Annotated in this window: 20 protein-coding genes and 1 pseudogene; 9 read left to right on the plus strand and 12 right to left on the minus strand. The window is 73.1% G+C overall.

From position 1 onward, the window contains the following. Positions 1-45: 45 nt before the first annotated feature. The 3 genes from ACZ7OH_RS38870 to ACZ7OH_RS38880 form a co-directional block, all read right to left on the minus strand. A complete protein-coding gene (locus ACZ7OH_RS38870; protein ID WP_470285468.1) occupies positions 46-858 on the minus strand; it encodes an SDR family NAD(P)-dependent oxidoreductase in 813 nt (270 codons plus the stop codon). Beyond that, positions 855-1,709: a helix-turn-helix transcriptional regulator gene (locus tag ACZ7OH_RS38875; protein ID WP_400892390.1), complete on the minus strand. Its 855-nt coding sequence runs from the start codon at positions 1,707-1,709 to the stop codon at positions 855-857. Before ACZ7OH_RS38875 ends, ACZ7OH_RS38870 begins: the two co-directional genes overlap by 4 nt. An 88-nt stretch (positions 1,710-1,797) precedes the next feature. Beyond that, positions 1,798-2,274 (minus strand): MarR family winged helix-turn-helix transcriptional regulator, encoded by a 477-nt coding sequence (locus tag ACZ7OH_RS38880; RefSeq protein WP_470285469.1) that lies wholly within the window; start codon positions 2,272-2,274, stop codon positions 1,798-1,800. Between the two features lie 83 nt (positions 2,275-2,357). Between ACZ7OH_RS38880 and ACZ7OH_RS38885 the strand changes: the two genes are divergently transcribed. The 5 genes from ACZ7OH_RS38885 (at position 2,358) to ACZ7OH_RS38905 (ending at position 7,934) form a co-directional block, all read left to right on the plus strand. Further along, positions 2,358-3,239 (plus strand): helix-turn-helix domain-containing protein, encoded by an 882-nt coding sequence (locus tag ACZ7OH_RS38885; RefSeq protein ID WP_470285470.1) that lies wholly within the window; start codon positions 2,358-2,360, stop codon positions 3,237-3,239. A 64-nt stretch (positions 3,240-3,303) separates the two neighbouring features. Then, positions 3,304-3,777, plus strand: a complete 474-nt coding sequence (locus ACZ7OH_RS38890) for a (2Fe-2S)-binding protein (protein WP_470285471.1) — start codon at positions 3,304-3,306, stop codon at positions 3,775-3,777. Then, a complete protein-coding gene (locus tag ACZ7OH_RS38895; protein WP_470285472.1) occupies positions 3,777-4,775 on the plus strand; it encodes an FAD binding domain-containing protein in 999 nt (332 codons plus the stop codon). Before ACZ7OH_RS38890 ends, ACZ7OH_RS38895 begins: the two co-directional genes overlap by 1 nt. Further along, a complete protein-coding gene (locus ACZ7OH_RS38900; RefSeq protein ID WP_470285473.1) occupies positions 4,772-6,943 on the plus strand; it encodes a xanthine dehydrogenase family protein molybdopterin-binding subunit in 2,172 nt (723 codons plus the stop codon). The genes ACZ7OH_RS38895 and ACZ7OH_RS38900 overlap by 4 nt, the downstream gene beginning before the upstream one ends. Beyond that, positions 6,930-7,934, plus strand: coding sequence for a hypothetical protein (locus ACZ7OH_RS38905; RefSeq protein WP_470285474.1), 1,005 nt, complete (start codon positions 6,930-6,932; stop codon positions 7,932-7,934). Before ACZ7OH_RS38900 ends, ACZ7OH_RS38905 begins: the two co-directional genes overlap by 14 nt. A gap of 109 nt (positions 7,935-8,043) precedes the next feature. On the opposite strand, the gene ACZ7OH_RS38910 is transcribed toward ACZ7OH_RS38905, so the two are convergent. The 5 genes and pseudogenes from ACZ7OH_RS38910 to ACZ7OH_RS38930 form a co-directional block, all read right to left on the minus strand. Beyond that, positions 8,044-8,382 (minus strand): hypothetical protein, encoded by a 339-nt coding sequence (locus ACZ7OH_RS38910; RefSeq protein WP_436391234.1) that lies wholly within the window; start codon positions 8,380-8,382, stop codon positions 8,044-8,046. Between the two features lie 118 nt (positions 8,383-8,500). Beyond that, a complete protein-coding gene (locus ACZ7OH_RS38915; RefSeq protein ID WP_470285475.1) occupies positions 8,501-11,632 on the minus strand; it encodes a family 43 glycosylhydrolase in 3,132 nt (1,043 codons plus the stop codon). A gap of 95 nt (positions 11,633-11,727) precedes the next feature. Then, positions 11,728-12,027, minus strand: a complete 300-nt coding sequence (locus ACZ7OH_RS38920; RefSeq protein WP_470285604.1) for an LLM class oxidoreductase — start codon at positions 12,025-12,027, stop codon at positions 11,728-11,730. A 97-nt stretch (positions 12,028-12,124) separates the two neighbouring features. Next, positions 12,125-12,409, minus strand: a pseudogene (locus ACZ7OH_RS38925) (hypothetical protein); the annotation flags it as partial. 369 nt (positions 12,410-12,778) lie between these two features. Beyond that, a complete protein-coding gene (locus ACZ7OH_RS38930; RefSeq protein ID WP_470285476.1) occupies positions 12,779-13,339 on the minus strand; it encodes a TetR family transcriptional regulator in 561 nt (186 codons plus the stop codon). Between the two features lie 103 nt (positions 13,340-13,442). On the opposite strand from ACZ7OH_RS38930, the gene ACZ7OH_RS38935 reads away from it, so the two are divergent. Together ACZ7OH_RS38935 and ACZ7OH_RS38940 are read left to right on the plus strand one after the other, a co-directional pair. After that, entirely contained in the window at positions 13,443-15,005 is a 1,563-nt protein-coding gene (locus tag ACZ7OH_RS38935; protein WP_470285477.1) for a GMC oxidoreductase, read from the plus strand. A gap of 15 nt (positions 15,006-15,020) precedes the next feature. Continuing rightward, positions 15,021-16,205 carry a lipase family protein gene (locus tag ACZ7OH_RS38940; protein ID WP_470285478.1) on the plus strand — a complete coding sequence of 395 codons (1,185 nt, stop codon included), beginning with the start codon at positions 15,021-15,023 and terminating at the stop codon, positions 16,203-16,205. Here ACZ7OH_RS38940 and ACZ7OH_RS38945 read toward each other — a convergent pair. Beyond that, entirely contained in the window at positions 16,136-17,068 is a 933-nt protein-coding gene (locus tag ACZ7OH_RS38945; RefSeq protein WP_470285479.1) for a protein kinase family protein, read from the minus strand. The two genes, ACZ7OH_RS38940 and ACZ7OH_RS38945, sit on opposite strands and share 70 nt — an antisense overlap. Positions 17,069-17,081: 13 nt before the next feature. After that, positions 17,082-18,155: an alcohol dehydrogenase catalytic domain-containing protein gene (locus tag ACZ7OH_RS38950; RefSeq protein ID WP_470285480.1), complete on the minus strand. Its 1,074-nt coding sequence runs from the start codon at positions 18,153-18,155 to the stop codon at positions 17,082-17,084. 79 nt (positions 18,156-18,234) lie between these two features. On the opposite strand from ACZ7OH_RS38950, the gene ACZ7OH_RS38955 reads away from it, so the two are divergent. Continuing rightward, positions 18,235-19,014: a helix-turn-helix transcriptional regulator gene (locus ACZ7OH_RS38955; protein WP_470285481.1), complete on the plus strand. Its 780-nt coding sequence runs from the start codon at positions 18,235-18,237 to the stop codon at positions 19,012-19,014. Here the strand turns inward: ACZ7OH_RS38955 and ACZ7OH_RS38960 are convergent. Further along, complete coding sequence (locus tag ACZ7OH_RS38960) at positions 18,990-19,568, minus strand: TetR/AcrR family transcriptional regulator (protein WP_470285482.1); 579 nt, start codon at positions 19,566-19,568, stop codon at positions 18,990-18,992. The two genes, ACZ7OH_RS38955 and ACZ7OH_RS38960, sit on opposite strands and share 25 nt — an antisense overlap. Before the next feature lie 59 nt (positions 19,569-19,627). Between ACZ7OH_RS38960 and ACZ7OH_RS38965 the strand changes: the two genes are divergently transcribed. After that, complete coding sequence (locus ACZ7OH_RS38965; protein WP_470285483.1) at positions 19,628-20,623, plus strand: hypothetical protein; 996 nt, start codon at positions 19,628-19,630, stop codon at positions 20,621-20,623. Here ACZ7OH_RS38965 and ACZ7OH_RS38970 read toward each other — a convergent pair. Next, a complete protein-coding gene (locus ACZ7OH_RS38970) occupies positions 20,614-21,339 on the minus strand; it encodes an alpha/beta fold hydrolase (RefSeq protein ID WP_470285484.1) in 726 nt (241 codons plus the stop codon). The two genes, ACZ7OH_RS38965 and ACZ7OH_RS38970, sit on opposite strands and share 10 nt — an antisense overlap. Between the last annotated feature and the right edge of the window lie 150 nt (positions 21,340-21,489).

The raw sequence follows: 21,489 nt of genomic DNA on the forward strand, positions 1-21,489 counted from the left end.
TTCGAGTGACAGGGAAACGGGCGTCGCGGCGCCTCGAACGAAGTGCTAGTGGTCGTCCTGCTCACGCTGGCTTCGCTGCCGGCCTTCCCGGTAGCGGGTGGCCAGTTCCGTGCTCTGGCCCCCGAAAGCGGCCAGTTCGGCGTCGAACACCGACGCCAGCAAGCCCGTGTCCTCGACCCCGGGAGCGCACACGACCTCACCCAGCTCCAGGCCGCGCAACGACGCCGTGACGACGTCGGCCGCGCTCATCCGGGGGATCGCGCTGAGATCCATGCCTTGGCGCTCGTGGAACTCCGTCGCGACCACGCCCGGGCACACCACCTGGACCCGGACGCCCGTGCCTTCGAGTTCGGCGCTCAGGGTCTGCGAAAACGTGACCAAGTGGGCGAGCGAACCCGCGTAGACCGCCCGCCGGGGCATCTGCGCGTGCGGTGCCGGGCCGCTGAAGGCGATCATGCCGGCCACGTTGACGATCGCGCCCCGGCCGCGTTCCTGCATGCCCCCCACGGCCGCGCGGGCCAGCAAGGTGGGTGCGAGGACCTTGACCTTGACCAGCTCGCGCGCCTGGGCGGAGGGCAGGTCGGCCAGCGGCATGTAGTGCGCGACGCCCGCGTTGTTGACCAGCAGGTCGAGGGGTTCGGCGGCGGCGATCTCCGCGACGGCGTCGATGCCGTCGTCGGTCGACAGGTCGGCGGCGACCGTGCGGACCTTGACGCCGGTGTGGGCGGCGGCGAACTCGTCCAGCCGGTCCTGCCGCCGGCCGACGACCACCAGGTCGTAGCCGTCGGTGGCGAGGCGGTCGGCGAACGCCTGCCCGATCCCGGACGTGGCGCCGGTGACGAGGGCGAGCTTGCTCATGCGTGGTGTTCCTGTTCTGTCGTGGTGCGGGTGGCGGGCGGAAGCGCCGCGGAGGCCAGCAGGGCCAGCTTGTCCGCGGCGTCCGTGCCGGGGTCGGGGTGGTAGACGGCGAGCACGAGCCCCGGGGCCTCGCTGACGAGCAGCTTCTCCCGGTTCAGCACCAGTTCGCCGACCTGCGGGTGGTCGAAGCGCACGGTCGCCCCCCGCCGGTTCGCGACGTCGTGGCGGGCCCACAGCTCCCGGAACCGGGGGCTGGCCAGGGAAAGCTCGCCGACGAGCTCGATGAACCGCGGGTCCTGCGTCTCGGTCCCGACCGACTGGCGGAAGCCGGCGACCAGGTCCCGCGTCGCGTGCTCCCAGTCCGGGAAGAGCGCCTGCTCGGCGGGGTCGAGGAAGACGTCGCGCAGCCGGTTGGCGCCCGCGACGAGGCGCGGCGAGATCGCTCCGGCGAGCGGGTTCGCGGCCAGCACGTCGAAGTAGCGGCCCTCGACGAACGCCGGCAGCGACAAGGCCGCCAGGAACTTGACGATGCTCGGCGGCACGCTTTCCTTGCGCCGACGGCGTGGCCGGCGGGGTTTCGCTTCGGTGAGGCTGATCAGGTATGCCGTGGTGTCGTCGTCGAGCTGCAGCACGCGCGCCAGGGACTCCAGGACCGCCCGGGACGGGTTGCGGTCGCGTCCCTGTTCCAGGCGCAGGTAGTAGTCGGCGCTGATGCCGGCGAGCATCGCGACCTCTTCCCGGCGCAGGCCGGGAACCCGCCGGACACCGGTGACCGGAAGGCCCGCCTGGGCGGGGGTGAGCAGTTCGCGGCGGGCGCGGAGGTGATCGCCCAGCAGGTTCGGCTCGGTCATGCTTTCGACTGTAGGTCGAGCCGCGAGTCCGCGCCTGGCCCTGTCACTCCCAGGAACGCGGGGGCCGACTCACGACAGCGAACCCACCTCAGCCGGCCAGCTCGCCGCCTTGCTCGTCCGCCTGCATGCGACGGTTGGCCTCGCCCAAACCGTCAGCCAGCGCCGTCAACTGCTCCGCGGTCAGCGCGTCCACCAGCAGCGAACGCACCAACCCCACGTACCCCCGCGCAGCCGACTCCACCCGGGCCACGCCGGAGTCCGTCAGCACCGCCCACACCGCCCGGACGTCACTCTCGCACGTCCGGCGGCTCACCAGCCCCGCCTGCTCCAGCTGCCCGATCTGATACGTCAGCCCGCTCTTGGAATTCCCCACCGCGCAAGCCAGCGAAGCCATCCGCAACTCCCGCCCTGGAGCCGCCGCCAGCCGGGAAAGGATCTCGTACTGCAAATGGGACACCCCCGCGTCGCGCTTGAGCTGGTGGTCCATTCGCTGGTGCAGCAACGCGTACGTCGTGCGCAGGGCCGTCCATGCCCGGTTCTCTTCCGCGCTCAGCCCGCGACCCATGTCCCGGAGCCTACCGAACGTTCGAATTCGAACCACCGGATCGACGCCTGTTACTGTCGGAAGTCCAGAGCCCATGGAGCCGCGTGTCCGAAGCCTTGACGTTCGATCCGGGAGCCGCTGCCCGGGTGCGGCTGTGCAGCCGCCGGGACAACGGCTGGTCCAGTGTGCTCGTTCGGCTGCTGGACAACGCCGAAGCCGCCGAACTCGACCTTCCGCCCGTTGACGACCAGATCGTCGTCCTCGTCGGGCAGGGGAGCACCACCATGGAATCGCGGCACGGTGCCCGTTGGCGGCGGGCCGGCTACGGGCCCGGGTCGATCGGGCTCACCGCTCCCGGGCATCCGACGCGGATCCGCTGGCGCGGCACCGAGCGGACGCAGACCACGCACGTGCACCTGCCCGCGACCCTCGTCGACCGCACCGCCCTCGACCTCTGGGGTCGGGACGCCGGCCGGCTGGGCCGGCCGGATGCCCTCTCCGTCGAGGATCCCGTGCTGGCTTCGGTGATCGGGGCCCTGCGGTCGGCCGCCCTCGCCGGGGCCGATGAGCTGTACGCCGAGTCGGCCGCCGCCTTCCTCGCCGTCCACCTGCTCACCCGGCACGCCGACGCGCCGCCGCCGCGGGAGTTCGGGCGGGACGAGCTGCGGACCCGGCGGGCCGTTCAGTTCATCCGGGACAACCACCACCTGCCGCTCTCGCTGGCGGACATGGCCGCCGCCGCGGAGCTGAGCGCCTTCCACTTCCTGCGCGTCTTCAAGACCGCCACCGGCCAGACCCCGTACCGGTTCCTGACCCGCGTCCGGGTCGAACGGGCCTGCCGGCACCTCGAGCGGGGCGAGCTCTCCGTCACCGAGATCGCGCAGGCGTGCGGGTTCGCGACGCCGTCCCGGTTCGCTTCGGCGTTCCGCGCCCAAATCGGGCAGTCGCCCTCCGCGTACCGGGCCGCCGTGCGGTACCAGCAATAAATGGCGGCTCCGGCAGCAATCACGGGAAAGCGCCGGGCGCCGCACGCGGGTTAGCGTCGCCGGCGTGTCCACTCCGGAAATCATCGTCAACGGCGAAGCCGTGCGGCTCGAACTGGATCCCCGCGAGTCGCTGCTCGACGTCCTGCGCGAACGGCTCGGCCTGACCGGCACCAAAAAGGGCTGCGACCAGGGCCACTGCGGTGCCTGCACCGTGCACCTCGGCGGCCGCCGCGTGGTCTCCTGCCTCACCCCGGCGGTGCAGGCGGCCGGCCAGGACGTCACCACCATCGAAGGCGTCGCCGGCCCCGGCGGGGCGCTGCACCCGCTGCAGCAGGCCTTCGTCGACCACGACGCCCTCCAGTGCGGCTACTGCACGCCCGGCCAGATCATGTCCGGGCTCGCCTGCATCGCCGAGGGCCACACCACCGACGACGACGAGATCCGCGAATACCTCAGCGGCAACCTGTGCCGCTGCGGTGCCTACGTCGGCATCGTCGCCGCCGTCCGCCAGGCCGCCGATGCCACCGGGGAAGCCTGATGCGCCCCTTCGCCTACGTCGCGCCCGACAGCGTCGCCGAGGCCGTCGACGCCCTCCGCGACGCCGTCCCCGGCACCAAGGTCCTCGCCGGCGGCACGACCCTCTACGACCTCATGAAGCTCGGCATCGAGACCCCGCCCGCCGTCGTCGACGTGCACCGGCTGCCCGAGCTGACCACCATCGAGACCGACGGTGACGAGCTGTCCTTCGGCGCCGGGGCGCGGATGGCCGACGTCGCCGACCACCCGGTCGTGCGCGACGGCTACCCGGCCCTGGCCGAGTCGCTGTGGCGGGCCGCATCCCAGCAGCTGCGCAACATGGCGACCGTCGGCGGGAACCTGTTGCAGCGCACCCGGTGCGGCTACTTCCGCGGCGGCCCGGAGGTTCCTTGCAACAAGCGCGAACCCGGCAGCGGCTGCGCGGCGCGGGGCGGCCACGACCGCACCCACGCGCTGCTCGGCACCAGCGACACGTGCATCGCCACCTACCCCGGCGACTGGGCCGTCGCGCTGCTCGCCTTCGACGCGGTCGTCGACGTCGTCGGCCCGCGCGGCGAGCGCACGGTCGCCCTCAAAGACCTGCACGTCGAACCGGGCGACGACCCGGCGCGCGAACACACCCTCGACGCCGACGAGCTGATCCTGCGGATCCGCGTCCCGGCGACGCCCGCCGGCCGCGGCTCCACCTACCTGAAGATCCGCGACCGCGAGTCCTACGCCTTCGCGCTCGCCTCCGCCGCGGTCGCGCTCACCGTCGAAGACGGCGTGATCGGGGACTGCCGGATCGCGCTCGGCGGCGTCGCCACCCGGCCGTGGCGGGCCGAAGACGCCGAACGCGTCCTGCGCGGCGCGCCGCTGACCGCCGAAGCCGCGCGGCACGCCGGGGAGCTCGCGCTCGCCGGCGCGCGGCCCGGCACCCACAACGGTTTCCGCGTCGAACTGGGCATCCGCACGGTCGCCGACGCCGTGCGCACGGCCGGGGAGAGGGCCACCCGATGACCGACACGCGCCGAGTCGACGCCTACGAGAAGGTCACCGGCCAAGCCGCCTACGGCACCGACCGCGTCCCGGACGGCCTCGCCCACGCCACGCTCGCCCTCGCGAAGATCGGCCGCGGCCGGGTGTCGCATGTGGACACCACGGCGGCGGAGGCCGTGCCGGGCGTCCTGCTCGTCGTGACCCGATTCGAGGCCGAGGAGCTGGGCGGCCCCGGGTTCATCATGGGCGGCGGGTTCTCCTTCCAGAGCCTGCAACCGCTGCTGGACGACCACATCGCCTACCGCGGCCAGCCGATCGCCCTCGTCGTCGCCGAGACCCTGGTCGCCGCGACCGAGGCCGCCGAGCTCGTCACCGCCGAGTACGAGCCCGAGCCCTTCGCCGTCCACCTCGACGCCGAGGGCGCGACCACGCTGGTCCAGGAGGAGGCGATCCCGCTGCCGTTCCTCGCCGACATCAAGGTCGGCGACGCGGACGCGGCGGTCGACGCGAGCCCGGTCCGCGTCGAGCGCACCTACGAGCACGCGGCGCAGCACGCGGTGCCGATGGAGCTGAACGGCGCCGTCGTCGAATGGCGGGGCGACACGCTCGTCGTGCACGAGGGCACCCAGAACGCCGCCGCCGTCCGGGCCGGGCTCGCCCAGCAGCTCGGCCTCGACGCGGCGAACATCGAAGTGCGCTCGCCGTACGTCGGCGGCGGTTTCGGCCAGAAGAACTCGCTGCAACCGCACCTCGGCCCGCTCGCCCTGGTGGCGCGGCGGCTCGGGCGGCCGGTCAAGCTCGTGCTCGCCCGCACCCAGACGTTCCACAACGGCAGCTTCCGGCCCGCGACCCGGCACCGCGTGCGTCTCGGCGCGGACGAGGCCGGCAAGATCCTCGGCGCCGTCCACGAGGTCGACCAGCAGACGTCGCGGCACGACCTGTTCCCGGCGATGCACACCGAGGTCACCTCGCGGCTCTACGGCTTCCCGGCCTTCCGCGGCCGGCACCGGCTCGTGCGGACCGACGTGCAGACGCCCGGCTACATGCGGGCGCCGTTCGAAAGCTCGGCGATGTTCGCGTTCGAGTCGGCGGTCGACGAGCTGGCCTACGCGACCGGCCAGGACCCGGTCGCGCTGCGGCTGGCCAACGACACGATGACCGACCCGGTGACCGGACGGCCGTTCTCCACCCGGTACCTCGCCGAGTGCCTCCGCCGCGGTGCGGAGCGGTTCGGCTGGGCGGACCGGAACCCCGAGCCGCGTTCGATGCGCACCGGCGACGGCTCGCTCCTCGGCTGGGGCGTCGCCGCCGGCAACTACCCGGGCAACGTCGCGCCCGCGGTCGCGCACCTCACCGCGCACCCCGGCGGCGGCGTGACGGTCGGCGTCGACGGCCACGAGATGGGCCAGGGCATCCGCTCGGCGATCGCGCTGCTCGTGTCCGGGGACCTCGGTATCCCGGTGGGTGACGTCGAAGTCCGGGTCGGCGACACCCGCTTCGCGCCGCAGCACCTCACGGCGGGTTCGTGGGGGACGGCGACCGCGCTGCCCGCCGTGCACGCCGGACTGCGGGAGCTGCGCAAGCACCTGAACGCTTCGGCCACCGGCGAGGTCGACGTCGCCGCGGCCGTCGAACGGGCGGGCCACCCGATCGAGGTCGAAGCGGCCACGGTCGGGCCGGGGCAGGGCCCGGAGATGGTCGAGCGGTCGAAGTCCGGGCACCTCGCCATCGCCGGCCCGGTCTACCCCGAGTTCAGCACGTTCAGCTGGATCGCCCACTTCGTCGAGGTCCGGGTCGAGCCGACGACGTGCCGGATCCGCGTCCCGCGCGTGGTCAGCGTCGTCGACTGCGGCCGGGTGGCCAGCCCGGTCACCGCGGCGAGCCAGGTCCGCGGCGGCGTGGTGTGGGGCATCGGCGGGGCGCTGCGCGAAGAGAGCCTGGCCGACGACCGGTTCGGCGGGTTCCTCAACTCGACGCTCGAGGAGTACCCGGTCATGGTCAACGCCGACGTCCACCGCATCGACGTCGAGTTCGTCGACGAGCCCGACCTGCGGTTCAACCCGGTCGGGGTGAAGGGACTCGGCGAGGTGGCGATGGTCGGGGTCGCGGCCGCGGTGGCCAACGCGGTGCACCACGCCACCGGACGGCGGCACCACCGGCTGCCGATCCGCCTCGATGCCGTCCTCTGACCAGCTTTCGGACGACCGCCCGGCGGTCTGCCGGCCCGACGCGCTGAGCCCGGAAGCCCTGGCCGACGCGCGCCGGGCCCAGCCCCGGCGGGGTCTGCTCGGCCTGGCGTTCGTCCTGCCGGTGGCGGCGCTGCTCGCGGCCGGTGCCGGCGGCCCGGTGCGCACCCTGGAGGTGCTCGGGCCGCCGGTCACGTTCGCGCTGCCGATCGTCGCGATGATCGCGTTCTGGTGGGAAGACTGGCCGGGCAGCCTCCTGCGCGGCGGCTGGCCCGGCCTCTCCGACACGGCGCTCGTCGCGGCCGGGGGAGCGGCGCTGACGCTGCTCGGCCGCGCCGTCACCGGGACGGCGTCCGTGCCGCTGGCGGCGGGCATCTTCACGCTGATGCTGCAGGTCACGCTGGTCGGCGAGGGCTGGCCCCTGCGCGGCCGCGGCGGGCGCCGGGCGGGTGTCGTGGCGCTGGCGGGGTGCTGGGTCGCGGGGTGGGCGCTGCACCGGGGGCTGGTCGGGACCGGCCTGGTGCCGGGCGAGGACTACGGCGCGTGGTTCGCGGTGCTGGGCGCCTGGCAGATGCTCTGGTACGTGGCGTTGCGCGGCTGGCCGTTCGCCCGGATCCGGCGGCGCGCGGTCCGGCTGGCGACCGCTCACGCCGCGGTCGTCGCCTGCGCCTGGCTGGGCTACTTCGCGCTACCCCGGGAGTGGACCGCCCCGGTCGCGGGCGCGGTCATCGCGTCGGTCCTCGTCGTGGCCATGCTGTTCGAGGCGTGGCCGGGGATCCGGCTGACGCCGGTGCCGGGCCGCGGCACGGTCCTGCTGCTGGTGACGGGGCTGACGGCGGCCCTGGGGTGGCTCGTCCCGCTGGTGGCCCGCGGGGCCGGGGTACCGGACCGGCTGGTCGCCGCGTGGACGACGCACACGACGTTGAACGCGCTCAGCCTGGCGGTGATCCTGCACGTCGCGGTCTGGCGCCGCTGGCCGGTTTCAGCGCCGTGACTTCAGTGCCGTGACGCGGCGGTCGCCAGCTGCTCGGTGATCTGGGCGAGCAGCTCGCTCGCGGCTTCGTCCAGCGCGGCCAGGTCGGCCAGGGTCGTCTCTTGGGTCTTCACAGGTCTTCCTCGAAAGCTTCGTGACGGGCGATGACGGCTTCGGCGAACGCGGTGTGCACACGGAGGTACTCGTCGCGGCCGACCGCCGCGTCCGCCCACTCGTGCCAGCGGATGTGCGCTTCGGCGACGTCGATCTGCGCGGCCGCCGCCACCGTGGCGGGGGCGGTGCCGGCGAGGATCGCGTGGTGCATGAGCGACGGCGAAGACCGCCGGGCGAGCTCGGCCAGCGCGGCGAGGCGGCCGAGTTCGGTGAGCGCGTCGGAGGCGACCGGACGGCGGCGCGGCACCGGGACCGGGCGCGAGCTTTCGAGGCCGTCGGTCAGGACGCTGGTCATCAAACGACTCCTGGGCGGAAGCGGCGAACAGACCCGAACGACGGACGTTTACCCCGCTCAAGCCGGGGTAAACGCCGCCGCTGGTGATCTCCGTCTCACCGGTTCGAGTGGCCCGGCCTCAGCTGGCGCGGACCCGGCCCCGGCACTGCGGGATCCGCTCCGGCCGCACGCTCTCCAGCGTCGGCTCGACCGGCGCGATCGTCCCGTCGGGCCGGAAGGTCAGCTTGTCGATCGTCGTCTCGCGGTGGGTGCCGTCGCCGCCCGGGATGCCGAACCGGTGGTACGCGAGGTACCAGTCGTCGGTGCCCGGGACCTGGAGCATCGAGCTGTGCCCGGTGCCGAGGACACCCAGGTGCGCGTCCTTGCTCAGGATGAGCCCGTGGTTGGTGAACGGCCCCGTCGGCGAGGACGCCGTCGCGTAGCCGACGCGGTAGTCCTCGCTGCGGGTGTCGTCGATCGACCAGCTCAGGTAGTACGTCCCGTGCCGCTGCACCATGAACAGGCCTTCGCGGAAACCGTCCAGGCCGGTGAGCCGGGTGATCTTCGCCGGATCGAACGTCACCATGTCGTCGTTAAGCGGCACCACGTAGGCGTTCCCGTTGCCCCAGTACAGGTACGGCTGCCCGCCGGCGTCGACGAACACCGCCGGGTCGATCGCCTGGCCGCCGTCGGGGTTCGTCGCGATCAGCGGCTTGCCCGAGTCGACGAACGGGCCGGTCGGCGAGTCGCTCACCGCCACGCCGATCTTGGCTTCCGCGCAGAAGTAGAAGTAGTACTTGCCGTTGCGCTGCGCGATCGTCGGCGCCCAGGCGTTCTTGTCCGCCCAGGTGACGTCCGGTCCGAGGTCGAGGATGACCCCGTCGTCCTTCCAGTTCATGAGGTCCTTCGAGGACCACGCCGAGAACTTCGTGCCGCTCCAGCCGTCGAAGCCGTCGGTCGTCGGGTACAGGTAGTACGTGTCGCCGAACGCGACGATGTTCGGGTCGGCGTTGTAGCCCGGCAGGACCGGGCTGCGCGTCTCGTGCGCCTCGACCGTCCACACGCGACGGTCACCGCCCGCGCCGGTCACCGTGAACTGCCGCGGCCGGCTCAGGTCCACGGTCCGGGTGTCCGGCTTGATCGTGGCGCCCGGGGCCAGCCCGAACTTCGGCGACAGCTTCCGCAGATCCGTTCCGGGCTCGACCGGCAGCACGACGGTCGACGCGCCGGAGTCGATGACGGCCGGTGTCTTCAGCGACGCCAGCTCCACCGAGCGGATCGTCGTGCTGTTCGACGGCAGGGCCGACACCTCAGGGCCGGACAACGCCCGGTCGTAGAGCCGGACGTCCTTCATGTTGCCCTTGAAGTACTTGTCGCCCGCGTACACCGACCGGCCGAGGTAGTTCGCCGCCGTGACGCCACCGCCGAGGTCCGACGGTTTGATCGTGGCGTTCGCGTTGCGGCCCACTTCGACGCCGTCGAGGTAGAGCACCGCTACGCCGTCGCCGACGGTCAGCGTCAGGTTCTTCCAGACGCCGCGCGGAAGGCCGCCGCTCGCCGGCACCTGCTGCTCGGTCGTCCAGTTGCCGGTCGCGATCGCGCCGCGCAGCCCGCCGCTCGCGGTGCCGCCGGTGGTGAACAGGTAGCCGTCGCCGGTCCCGTCCTTCGCGGTGTTGCCCAGGCCCCACAGGAAGTACGGCGTCTGCTGGGCCGGGTCGACCAGGACGTCGGCGGACACGGTCGCCGCGGCCGCGCCGGTCAGCAGGTTGTTCGGCAGCTGGACGTGCCCGTTCGCGCCGCCGAACGCCAGCGAGCCGCCGGCCCACGAGACGTCGCCGGCGAGGGCGCCGTCGTAGCCGTGGCCGGTCGTGTCGGCCGCGACCTGCCCGGACTTCGCGTCCAACGGCCAGTGCGCGACGAGGCCGTTCGCATCGGCCTGGACGGGCGCCGGGGGAGCGCTCAGCCGGTCCATCTCCGCCTGCGTGACCGGGAGGACGGTGCCGTGCCGCGGCGACGCGGGCAGGTGCGCTCCTGCGGACATGGTCCACTGGCCGGAGTTCAGGTCGGTGGACTCGAACGGGACGTAGCCGCGGCCGCCGAACTCGTCGATGAACAGGTACCACTTGTTCTCGGTGTTGGACTTGAAGCCGGTGGGCCCTTCGCCCGCGGAGAGGCCCGGGCTGGTCGCGGTCGCCTTGCCGATGCAGTCGGCGACGAAGCCGTAGTGCGGGTCGAGCAGATCCGTGGACTTCTCTTCGGTGATGAACTTGCTGCACGGCGTCGACGAGGTGTTGTTGCGCTCGTCCTTGGTGAAGCGGTAGTAGGTGTCCTGGTTCTTGATGACCGTCGAGTCGATCACCGAGTAGCCCGGGTCGTTCCACACCTGCGGCGCGCTGAAGGTGACGAAGTCGCGCGTGGTCGCGTACATCATCCGGTTGTAGCTGTCCCCGGTGTGGTTCGGGTCGTTCTCGGCGTAGAGCTTGGAAGCCCAGTACACGACGTACGTGCCGCGCTGGGCGTCCCAGAACGCTTCCGGGGCCCAGGTGTTGCCGGCGGTCGGCGGCGACACCTGGACGCTGCGCTGGCGCGACCAGTGCGTCAGGTCGGTGGACTCCCAGACCATGATCGACCGGCTGCCGGTGCGCTGGGCGGCGTCCCAGCCGCGGCCGGCGTAGATCCGCAGGTCGGTGGCGAGCAGGTAGAACTTGTCGCCGTCGGGGGAGCGCAGGATGAACGGGTCGCGCACGCCCAGCTCGCCGAGGCTCGACTTGAGCACCGGGCGGCCGTGGTTGAGCTCCGTCCAGTTCAGCGGGTCGTTGCCCTTGCTGAGCGCCGAGTAGATCTGCTCGCCGTCGGAGGTGCCTTCCCCGGTGAAGTAGAAGAAGCTGTAGCCCGCCAAGGGTTCCTGCTTCGGCTTCGGGACGACGGTGGCGGTGAACCGCCGAGTCGTGCTTTCGCGGCCGAGGCTCACCTTCGCTGTGAGGACGACGTTCGCGGACGGGGCGCCGGTCGGTGGCCGGGTGACCTCCCCGGTCGGGGTGATGACGGCGGGCGCGGACGACGTCCAGGCGACGCTCGTCCCGGCCGCGCCGCTCGTCGGCAGGGTGAGGTTGCCGCGGACGTCGTCGATGCCGGGCACGGTGAGGGCGCTCGCGGCTTCGCGGACTTCGCCGGACGGGGGCGCGGCGCCGGCACCGGCGGTGCCCAGCGGGACGAGTGCGGCCGCGACGGCCAGCACGACGCCGAAACGGCGCGGGGAGAACAACTTCATCGTTGTCGGTTCCTTCGGGGCGCGTCGGGACCAGGTGATGTTAACGTTAACATCAGGCGGGGCACGCTGACCTTAAAGTCCGTCGTGTCCGCTGGTCAAGAGGCCGCTCGCGGATCGGCGCCGGTCAACGCCGGCATGAGCAGGACGTGGTCGGCGCCCGCGGCCAGGTGTTCGCGGACCTTGGCCGCAATGGGGTCCGGACCGCCGTGGGCCACGACCGCGTCGGCGACGCCTTCGACTGCTGCGGCCCGGGCGATGTCCGCGTCGGGAACCACCGCGAGCCCGACGACGAGGAGCTTGTCCGCGCCGACGGCCGCGCGGGCCTCGGCGGTGAACGCGGGTGGCAGGTTGGAGGGCAGCACGCCGTCGGCGATCTCTGCCGCGAGGGCGAGCATCTTCGGCCCGTTCGCGCCGAGGATGCGCGGGTAGGCGGCCGAAGTCCCGGCCGGTGCCCGCGGCTTGCTCCGGGTAGCCGACGCCTACGCCGAGCACCAGCCGGTCCGGGTGGGCGTCGGCGAGGAAGGCCGCCGCGGCGTGCAGCGTCTGCGGTTCGCGGGACCAGATGTCGGCGATGCCGGTGCCGAAGGCCAGCCGTTCGGTCGCGGCCGGCAGCACCGCCAGCTGCACGAGGTCGCGTGGAGGGCGTCGAGCCGGGCCAGGGGGGCGGTGGCCACGCGCGCGGGCGAGCGCAACCGGGTCGTGGCGGCGAACGCGGAAGCGTCGCCGACGCCGCCGGGATGAGTGATGCCGCGGCACCTTGACCGGGCACCGCGGCATCCATTGTGGACGGTCGGGTCAGCGGGGCGTGGCGGACGTCCCGGCCGGCGTTCGCGAGGCCTGCTGCGCCCGCTTCCGCTGGATGGCTTCCTGTTCGCGCTGCAGTTTGGCGTGCCAGGCTCCTGAGTCGTTGGTCATGGTGCACTCCGGTGGGCGAAAAATGTGCGTGGCTGTGCCGTGCCGCGGGCGGACCCGGTCACGGGCGGAGGGGCGGCGCAGCGGAGGAGGACCTGGGATCCGAGGTGCCGTGCCGTGTCCCCGAAGTACCCAGGCTTCCCGGCGGTCAACCACGATTTTGTGGTCCGACCTGCGGATCTTCGCTGCGCGACCGGGGTTCACACGTTCGGCGCAAGGAGTGCTCCGGGCGGGCTAAGCCTGGTCCGCGCCCGGCTCACGCGCGGCGGCCAGGCCGTCGAGGAATACGCGCACCAGCCGCTCGGCCGGTTCCGCCGACACCAGCGCCGCCTCGTGCATCTCGAACAGCAGCGCCAGATCCGCCGGTTCCAGGTCCGCGCGAATGCTGCCCGCGCGTTGCGCCTCCTCGAAAGCCGGGCGCAGCAACGAAACCAGCGCGTGCGCGTACTGGCGCTGGCTGCGTTCCGGGAGTTCGCGGAACAGCCGGACGAGCGGGCGCCGCCGGGCCTGCATGGCCAGCACCGTCCGCAGCAGCTCGCGGAACGGCTCCGGCCCGCGCGCCCGGTTCTTCAGTGCCGCCAGGTGGTGGGCCGCGACGGCGAGCGCCAGTGCCGTGCGGTCGGGGAAGTGCCGGTAGACCGTCGCGCGGCCGAGCCCGGCGCGGCGGGCGACCTCGTCCAAGGCCACGTCGGCGTCTTCGCTGAACGCCTCGTCGGCGGCGCGGAGGATCGCCTCGCGGTTGCGGCGGGCGTCGACGCGCCGGGGCCCGGCCGCGGACGGTCGCACAGCGCGCATGGCCGAGGATGCTACTCGCGAGTAGTGAGACCGGCAATCCGTTCCATCTCTCGTTTCGGGTTCCTAAGGTCACCGAAAGTCACCGTCGCCGAAGGAGCCGCCCATGCGCAGCCTGAACCGCCGTACCGTCCTGCGGGGCGCGGCCGCCGTCGCGGGTGTCGCCGCGCTCGGGGCGGCCCGGGTGCCGGTCACCCGGGAAGAGCACCGGGTCGTCGTCATCGGGTCCGGGTTCGGCGGCGGGGTCACGGCCCTGCGGCTCGCGCAGGCCGGCGTGCCGGTGCTCGTGCTCGAACGCGGCCGCCGCTGGCCGACCGGGCCGAACGCCGAGACGTTCCCGCACCCGACGTCGGCGCCCGACAAGCGGATCTTCTGGCTCGGCTCCGCCCCGGCGCTGCCGGGGCTGCCCTCGCTGCCGCCGTTCGAGCGTTACACCGGACTGCTCGAACAAGTCAGCGGCCAGGGGATGAGCATGATGTGCGCGGCGGGCGTCGGCGGCGGATCGCTGGTGTACCAGGGCATGACGCTGCAGCCGACGGCCGAGCTGTTCCAAGCCTGCTTCCCCGAGCAGCTCGACTACGCGCGGCTGGACGCCGAGTACTACCCGCGCGTCGCGCGCATGCTGGGCATCGCGACCGCGCCGGACGCCCTCATCGAGAGCAAGTCGTACAAGGCGTCGCGAGTCTTCGCCCGCAACGCGCGCAACGCCGGCTACGCGGTCGAGAAGATCCCGATGCCGATCGACTGGGACTACGCCCTGCGCGAGCTCGACGGCGAGATGAAACCGTCCTACACCAACGGCGACTGCGCGCTCGGGGTCAACAACGGCGGCAAGCATTCCGTCGACGTCACCTACCTCGCCGCCGCCGAAGCGACCGGCCGCTGCACGGTGGCGACCCTCCACAACGTCACCGACGTCGCCCTGGCCCCGGACGGCCGCTGGGAGATCCGCGTCGACCGCATCGACACCGCCGGGACCGTGCTCGAGCAGAAGGTCCTCACCGCGAAAGCGCTCGTCATGGCGGCCGGCACGGCGAACACGACCCGGCTGCTGATGCGCGCGGGCGCCAAGGGCGACATCCCCGACCTGCCCGACGCGCTCGGCGCCGGCTGGGGCACCAACGGCGACCGCATCTACACCTGGACCGACCTCGCCGACGACTTCGGCGCGCCCCAGGGCGGCCCGGTCGTCTACGGCAGCAAGGAATGGGCGGATCCCGCGACGGCCAACACCGTCATCCAGGCGTCGCTGCCACCGCTGCCGGACCTGCGGACCACGATGCTCGTCGGGTACGGGATCAGCGCGGGCCGCGGCCGGTTCGTCTACGACGCCGCGAAGGACGACGCCGTCCTGCACTGGCCGTCGGACGCGGACGCGAAGCTCAGCGCGCGCATCCACGAACGCATCTCCCGCGTCGCCGGCCCGCTCGGCGTGCTGCTCGACACGACCGCCGTCGCGCCCAGCACGTGGCACCCGCTCGGCGGCGCCGCGATGGGCTCGGTCTGCGACCTCGACGGCCGCGTGCTCGGCCACCGCGGCCTCTACGTCCTCGACGGCGCGCTGATGCCCGGTACGACCGCCGCCTGCAACCCGTCCATGACCATCGCGGCGCTCGCCGAGCGCGCGCTGGACCACCTGATCGCCGAAGACGTCGATCGCGTCTTCTGAAGCCCTGGAGACCTCATGCGTCGCTTGTGGACGGTCCTGCTGGCCGTCGTCCTGGTGCTCACCACGGCGGGACCGGCGGCCGCGGATCCGCCGCACGGCCCGGACGGCGACGCGTTCTACACGCCACCGAGCCCGCTACCGCCCGGCGCCGACGGCGACGTCGTCTGGTGGCGGCCGCTGCCGGACTCCGGTGCGGCCAAGGGGTATCTCGTGCTGTACCGGTCGAGGTCCGCGACGGACACGCCGATCGCGGTGTCGGGCCGGGTCCTGGTGCCGACGGCGCCGTGGACCGGGGCCGGCCCGCGCCCGATCGTCTCGGTGGCCAGCGGCACCCGCGGCATCGGCGACCGCTGCGCGCCCTCGAAGTTCCAGCCGGACTACGAGAAACCGCTGTTCGTCGACGCGATGCTGAGCCGCGGCTGGGCCGTCGCGATCACCGACTACGAGGGGCTCGGCACGCCGGGGCGGCACACCTACGTCGTCGGCCGGTCGGAGGGGCACACGGTGATCGACGCGGTCCGCGCGGCCACCCGGCTGCCGGCCGCGGGGCTGGCGGCGGGCGGGCCGGTCGCGTTCTCCGGCTACTCCCAGGGCGGCGGGGGAGCGGCGTGGGCGGGCGAGCTGGCGCCGTCGTACGCGCCGGAACTGCACGTCGCCGGTATCACGGCCGGCGGGACACCCGCGGACCTGAACGTCGTGGCGAAGAACCTCGACGGCGGTGTCGGGTTCGGCTTCCTGCTGCTGTCGGCGCTGGGCCTGGACGCCGCCTATCCGGAGCTGGACCTGCCGGGCTACCTCAACGACCGCGGCCGCACGCTGTACGAGACGCAGCAGGACGCGTGCGTCGACGCGGTGTTCGGCTACGCCTTCGGGCACATCGCCGACTACACGACGTCGGACCCGCTGACGACGGCGAAGTGGCAGGCGCGGCTGGCGGAGAACGAGCTGGGTGCCCGGCCGCCGCACGCGCCGGTCTTCCTGTTCCACGGCAGCCTCGACGAGATCATCCCGCTGTCGCAGGCGCAGACCCTGCGGCGCGAGTACTGCGCGGCCGGGGTGGCCGTCACGTGGGGCACCTACGTCGGCGAGCACGTGACGACGCTGGCGTTCTCCGCCGGTGACGTCGTGAACTACCTCGGCGACCGGTTCGCGGGCAAACCGGCGCGCTCCAACTGCCGAGCGATTTCGTCGCGGGGGTAGGGCGTCCGGCGGCTTTCGGTGTGGAGCGCGAAGTAGAAGCCGTTGACGACCTCGGCCAGTGCGGCGTAGGCGCGGAGGCCGGTGTCGTCGAGGTCGTGCCGGACGGCCCAGTTCAGCAAGCGGGTCAGCACGTAGGCCCGGTCGTGCGCGGAGTGGTCGGCGAGGAATTCCGCTTCGGCCTCCGAGAGCGCGAAGCCGGGCATCACGGCGAGGCCGAAGTCGGTGAGGTAGAGCCGGTCCCCGTCGGTGAGGACGTTCGCGAAGTGGGCGTCGAAGTGCTGAACGCCCTGGGCCGCCAGGAACTCCGTGACGCGGCGGAGGTCCCGGTGGGCCAGGGCCAAGCCGCCGGGGTTGCCGGTGAGCCAGTGCGCGAGGTCCTGCGGCAGGTGTTCGAGGAACAGCACGAGGTCGGTGGTCGACGCGGCGAGCGCTTCCAGCCGCCGCCGGACACCCGCGTCGCCGTGCCAGAACGCGACGTCCCGCTCGATGTCCGTGCTGGGGCGCGGCAGACCGGGCAGGACCCGCCAGTGGTGCAGGAGCGGGAAGTGCTCGCACGCGCCGGTGCGGACCCAGCCGGTCGCGGCCAAGTGCGCTTGCAGTTCGCGCCAGGCCCCGCCGCCCGCGGAGCCGACCCCGTAGTGCGACCACGGCGGCAGCCCGTACAGGTCGGCCGTCGAGCCTTCGTGCTTCAGCTCGATGTCGGTCAGCGCGACCCGCTTGACGAACACCGGCTCGCCCGCCACTTCCAGCAGCCAGGTCGACCCGCCGATCCCGGTGCCGAGCGGGCGGGCGGCGGCCAGCAGGTCGTCGGGCGCCTCGGCGAGGGCCGCGGCGATCTTGTCGTGGCGGGCGAGTCGGGTCATCCTTCGAAGCTACTCAAGGGCGGACCACCGTGAGGGCGAAGCGCGTCCGGCCGCTCGCCGCGTGGTCCAGGGCGCCGGTGATGTCGTCGAGGCCGAACTCGGTGATGGCGAACTGGCCGAGGTCGAGCAACCCGGACCGGGCGAGCGCGATCAGGCTCGCGTTCGCCGTCCGCGGGGCCAGCCACTGGCCGCGCAGGGTGATGTTGTTGCGCATGAGCCATGGGTAGGGCAGGGCGAGGTCGTCGCCGCCGAGCATGCCGACGCCGCCCATCAGGACCACCCGGCCGGACTCGCGGACGGTCATCGCCGCCACGCGCACGGCCGCCGTGCCCGCCGACGGCGGCAGCAGGTCGAGGACGACGTCGATCGGGCCGGGTGCCGCGGCGCGCAGGCGGGCGGTGTCGTCGTCGCCGGTGAGCCGGACCGTGCGGACGCGCGCGCCGAACCGCCGGTCCAGGTCTTCGAGAGCCGCCTCGTTCCGCCCCGGCGCGACCACGCACGCGGCGCCCATCGCGAGGGCGACGGCGACGGCCGCGCTCCCGAAGTTCCCGGTGGCGCCGCTGACCAGCACGGTCTCGCCGGGCCGCAGGTCCGCCGCGAGCAGGCCGCCGTAGGGCACGAGGCAGAGGGTGAGCGCGGCCCACCGGCCGGCGTCGGCGGAGTCGATCGGCCCGAGCGGGATCGCGTTCTCGGTCGGCACGAGCACCTGCTCGGCGTAGGCGCCGTGGCCGAAGTGCCGCTGCAGGAACAGACCGCCTTCGCCGCGGGCGCTGAGGCCCTGGAGCGTGATGTCCGGGGTGAGCGCGTCGTCGCGCGAGCGGATGGTGGGGTCGCACAGCACCCAGTCGCCGGGCTTCAGCCGGGTCGCGTCCGGGCCGGTCGCGCGGACCCGGCTGACCGCGCCGGCGCCGGGCACGACCGGCAGCGTCAGCGGGTAGTTCCGCTCGCCGCGGAACACCTCCGCCGCGTAGGGCAGCACGCCCGCCGCGACGACGTCGACCAGCACTTCGCCCGTGCCGAGGACCGGTTCGGGGACATCGCGCACCGAGAGTGGTTTTCCGAATTCTTCGAGGACAGCAGCTTTCACCCCGCCATCGTCGGGAAGATCGGGAGCGTTAGCCAGACCTGGTATTATCCTGGGACTGTCCAGTGTCACGGAGGTCGCCATGCCGGACGCGGCGCGGGCCGGGCTGGGGGAGTTCCTGCGGTCCCGGCGCGAGCGGCTGAGCCCGGCGGCGCTCGGGTTGCCGGACCGCCGCCGGCGCCGCACGCCGGGGCTGCGTCGGGAAGAGGTCGCCGAACTGGCCGGCATCGGCGTCGACTGGTACATCCGGCTCGAGCAGGGCCGCACGGTCAGCCCGTCGGCCGCGACGGTCGAGGCCCTCGCGGGTGCCCTGCGGCTGGACGACGTCGAGCGCGCCCACCTGCGTGCCCTCGCCCGGAACCCGGCCCGGTCCCCGTTCGACCGGGAAGAGGTGCCGGCCGCCACCCGCCGGCTCGTCGAGGGCCTGAGCGAGCCGGCGTACGTGACGGGCCGCCGCTGGGACGTGCTGGCCTGGAACCGCGCGGCCGCCGAGGTGTTCACCGACTTCGCCGCGCTCCCGGACGCGGACCGGAACGTCCTGGTCTTCCTGCTGCTCGACGAGCGTGGCCGGCGGCTGTTCGGCCCGGGCTGGGCCGCGCAGGCCGAGCACGCGGTCGCGCAGTTCCGCTCCGCGCACGACCTGTGGGCCGGCGACCCGGCGTTCACCGGGCTGGCGGCGCGGCTGCGCGCGGGCTGCCGCGAGTTCGCGACGTGGTGGGACCGCCACGACGTCGGCCGCAGCGGGCCCGGCCGGAAGACGTTGTACCGCCTGGAGCCGGCGGACTTCGACTACGCGACCTTCCAGGTCGCCGAGGACCCCGCGCTGCGCTTGACGATCTACGCGCCCACCAGCGGCAAGTAGACCTCGTCGACGATCTCGACCAGCACGGAATCGTCCACTGTGGTCAGTCCGCGCGTGAGGAGCTCGTTGCGCAGCAGGACCAGTGCCACGGTGGCGACGCGCGGGTGCCGGGCTCCGGAACGTGCTTCGCCGCGGGCGACGGCCCGGTCGAGAACCGTGAGCCACGGCTTCGGCCCGCCCTCGGCGGCCTGGTCGTGCAGCTGCCGCCGGAGCTCGGGCTCGTCGCCGACACCGGTCAGCAGGCCGCGCAGGATCCGGGCGGCGGGGGAGGACTGGCCGCAGTTGATCGCACGCAGCAGGGCGAGCGCGTCCTCGCGGAGGCTGCCGGTGTCGGGCGGGGTGAGCCGGTCCGCGGCGACGTGCCGGTAGGCGGCGACGCCGAGCGCGGCGCGGTTCGGCCAGCGGCGGTAGATCGCGTTCTTGTTGGTGCCGGCCCGCTGCGCGACGCGTTCCATCGTCAGGCCGGGGTAACCGGTCTCGGCGAGCTCGTCCGCGGCCGCGCGCAGGATCGCGTCTTCCAGTTCGGCCCCGCGGCGGCGGGTCTTCTCGGCCATGGACGGCAGTGTACCGATTTAGGGTACGGTACGGACCGTACCCTAAATCTGGAGGAGCTTTGAGAGCCAAGGGCATCGGCTACGACACGGGCCTGGCGCGCGACGGGCGGTTCAACCGCCCGTTCGACCCGGACCTGGTCCGCCGCGAGCTGACGATCATCCGCGACGACCTGCACTGCACCGCGGTGCGGCTGATCGGCACGGATCTGGACCGCATCGAGCACGCCGCCCGGGAGGCGGCGGCGCTCGGGCTGGAGGTGTGGTTCTCGCCGTTCCCCTGGGACCGGCACCCGGAGGAGGTCCTCGAGCTGCTCGCCGACGGCGCCGCCCGGGCCGAACGCCTGCGCGAGGCCGGCGCCGAGGTCGTGTTCGTCACCGGCGCCGAGCTGAGCCTGTTCAACCACGGCTTCGTCCCGGGCGAGGACATCACCGCCCGCGTCGCCGCACTGATGGCTTCGCGGGAGCTGATCGCGGGACTTCCCCAGCGGGTCAACGCTTTCCTGGCGCGCGCGGTCGAAGCGGTCCGGGCGGAGTTCGGCGGCCGCATCACGTACGCGTCGGTGCCGCTGGAGCGGGTGGACTGGACGCCGTTCGACATCGTCTCGGTGGACGCGCACCGCTCGAAGGAGGTCGAGCACGTGTACCGCGAGGGCGTCCGCACGCTGGTCGCGTCGGGCAAACCGGTGGCCATCACGGAGTTCGGCGTGACGCCCTACCGCGGCGCGGCCGACCTCGGCGCCCGCTGCGGCGAGATCGTCGAGTACGAGGGCAGCGAACCGGTCCGGCTGAAGGGTTCCTACGTCCGGGACGAAGAGGAGCAGGCACGGTACTTCCGCGAGCTGCTGGAGGTGTTCGAGACCGAAGGCGTCGACGCGGCGTTCGCCTGCACGTTCGTCTGTTACGGGCTGGTGCACCGCGCCGACCCCCGGCGGGACCTGGACATGGCGAGCTGGGGCGTGGTGAAGGTGCTGGAGGCGGGAACGGGGGAGACGTACGAGGGCGTGCCGTGGGAACCTAAGGCGGCGTTCGGCGCCTTGGCCGAGTGCTACGCCTGAGCGAGGAACTCCACCATCGCCGTGGCCAGTTCCGGGCTCGACATCGCCGTGTAGTGGTTGCCCGGCACCCGGGCGAACCGGCCGTGCGGCAGGGCCGCGGCCAGCGCGTCCGCCGACGCGTGGCTGTCGTCCTCCTCGCCCGCCACGACCAGCGTCGGCGTCGTGATCCGGTCCAGGCCGGTCGTCGGGACGTGCGTGCCCAGTACGTGCCGCAGTGCGACCGGGTCGCCGCCCGCCTGCCCGATCCAGTACGCCGGTGACCCGGGCTCCACGGGCTCGCCGTCGATCAAGGCGGTCAGCGCCCGGTGGTAGACCCCGGTCCGCGAGGTCGCGCGCCGGACGGCGTCGAGGCTCTGCCCCGCGACGACCGCGCGGCCGGGGCGGGCGCCGCGGGTCAGCAGGCGCAGCACCACCCGGCCGCCGAGCGAATAGCCGCCCAGGTCGTAGTCGTCCAGGCCGAGCCGCTCGAGCAGGGCGAAACCGTCGTCGGCGAGGACGTCCGGCGGGTAGGCGGCCGGGTCGTGCGGGGCGGCGCTCGCGCCGTGGCCGCGCAGGTCGGGGAGGAGCACGCGGTGCCCGTGCCCGGCGAGCACCTCGGCCGGGCCGAGCCAGTCGCGACCCGAGCCGGTGAAGCCGTGGAACAGCACCAGCGGCCGGCCCGCGCCGAGTTCGCGGTAGCTGAGCTCCAGGCCGTCGTACCCCCGGAAGTGCGGCATGGAAACAGCTTAGCCATCAGATGAATCGCCGACCAAGTAGGCGAGCATCTTGCCAAATGCCGCCGGATGGCGGTAACTTCGTGGCGCCAGACATCGGATGTCCAGCCCGGTTTCGCCGGGTCCGTCCGCCGACCGATGTGCACCCCTGCC

Source organism: Amycolatopsis sp. NPDC114478 (genome assembly GCF_055633805.1).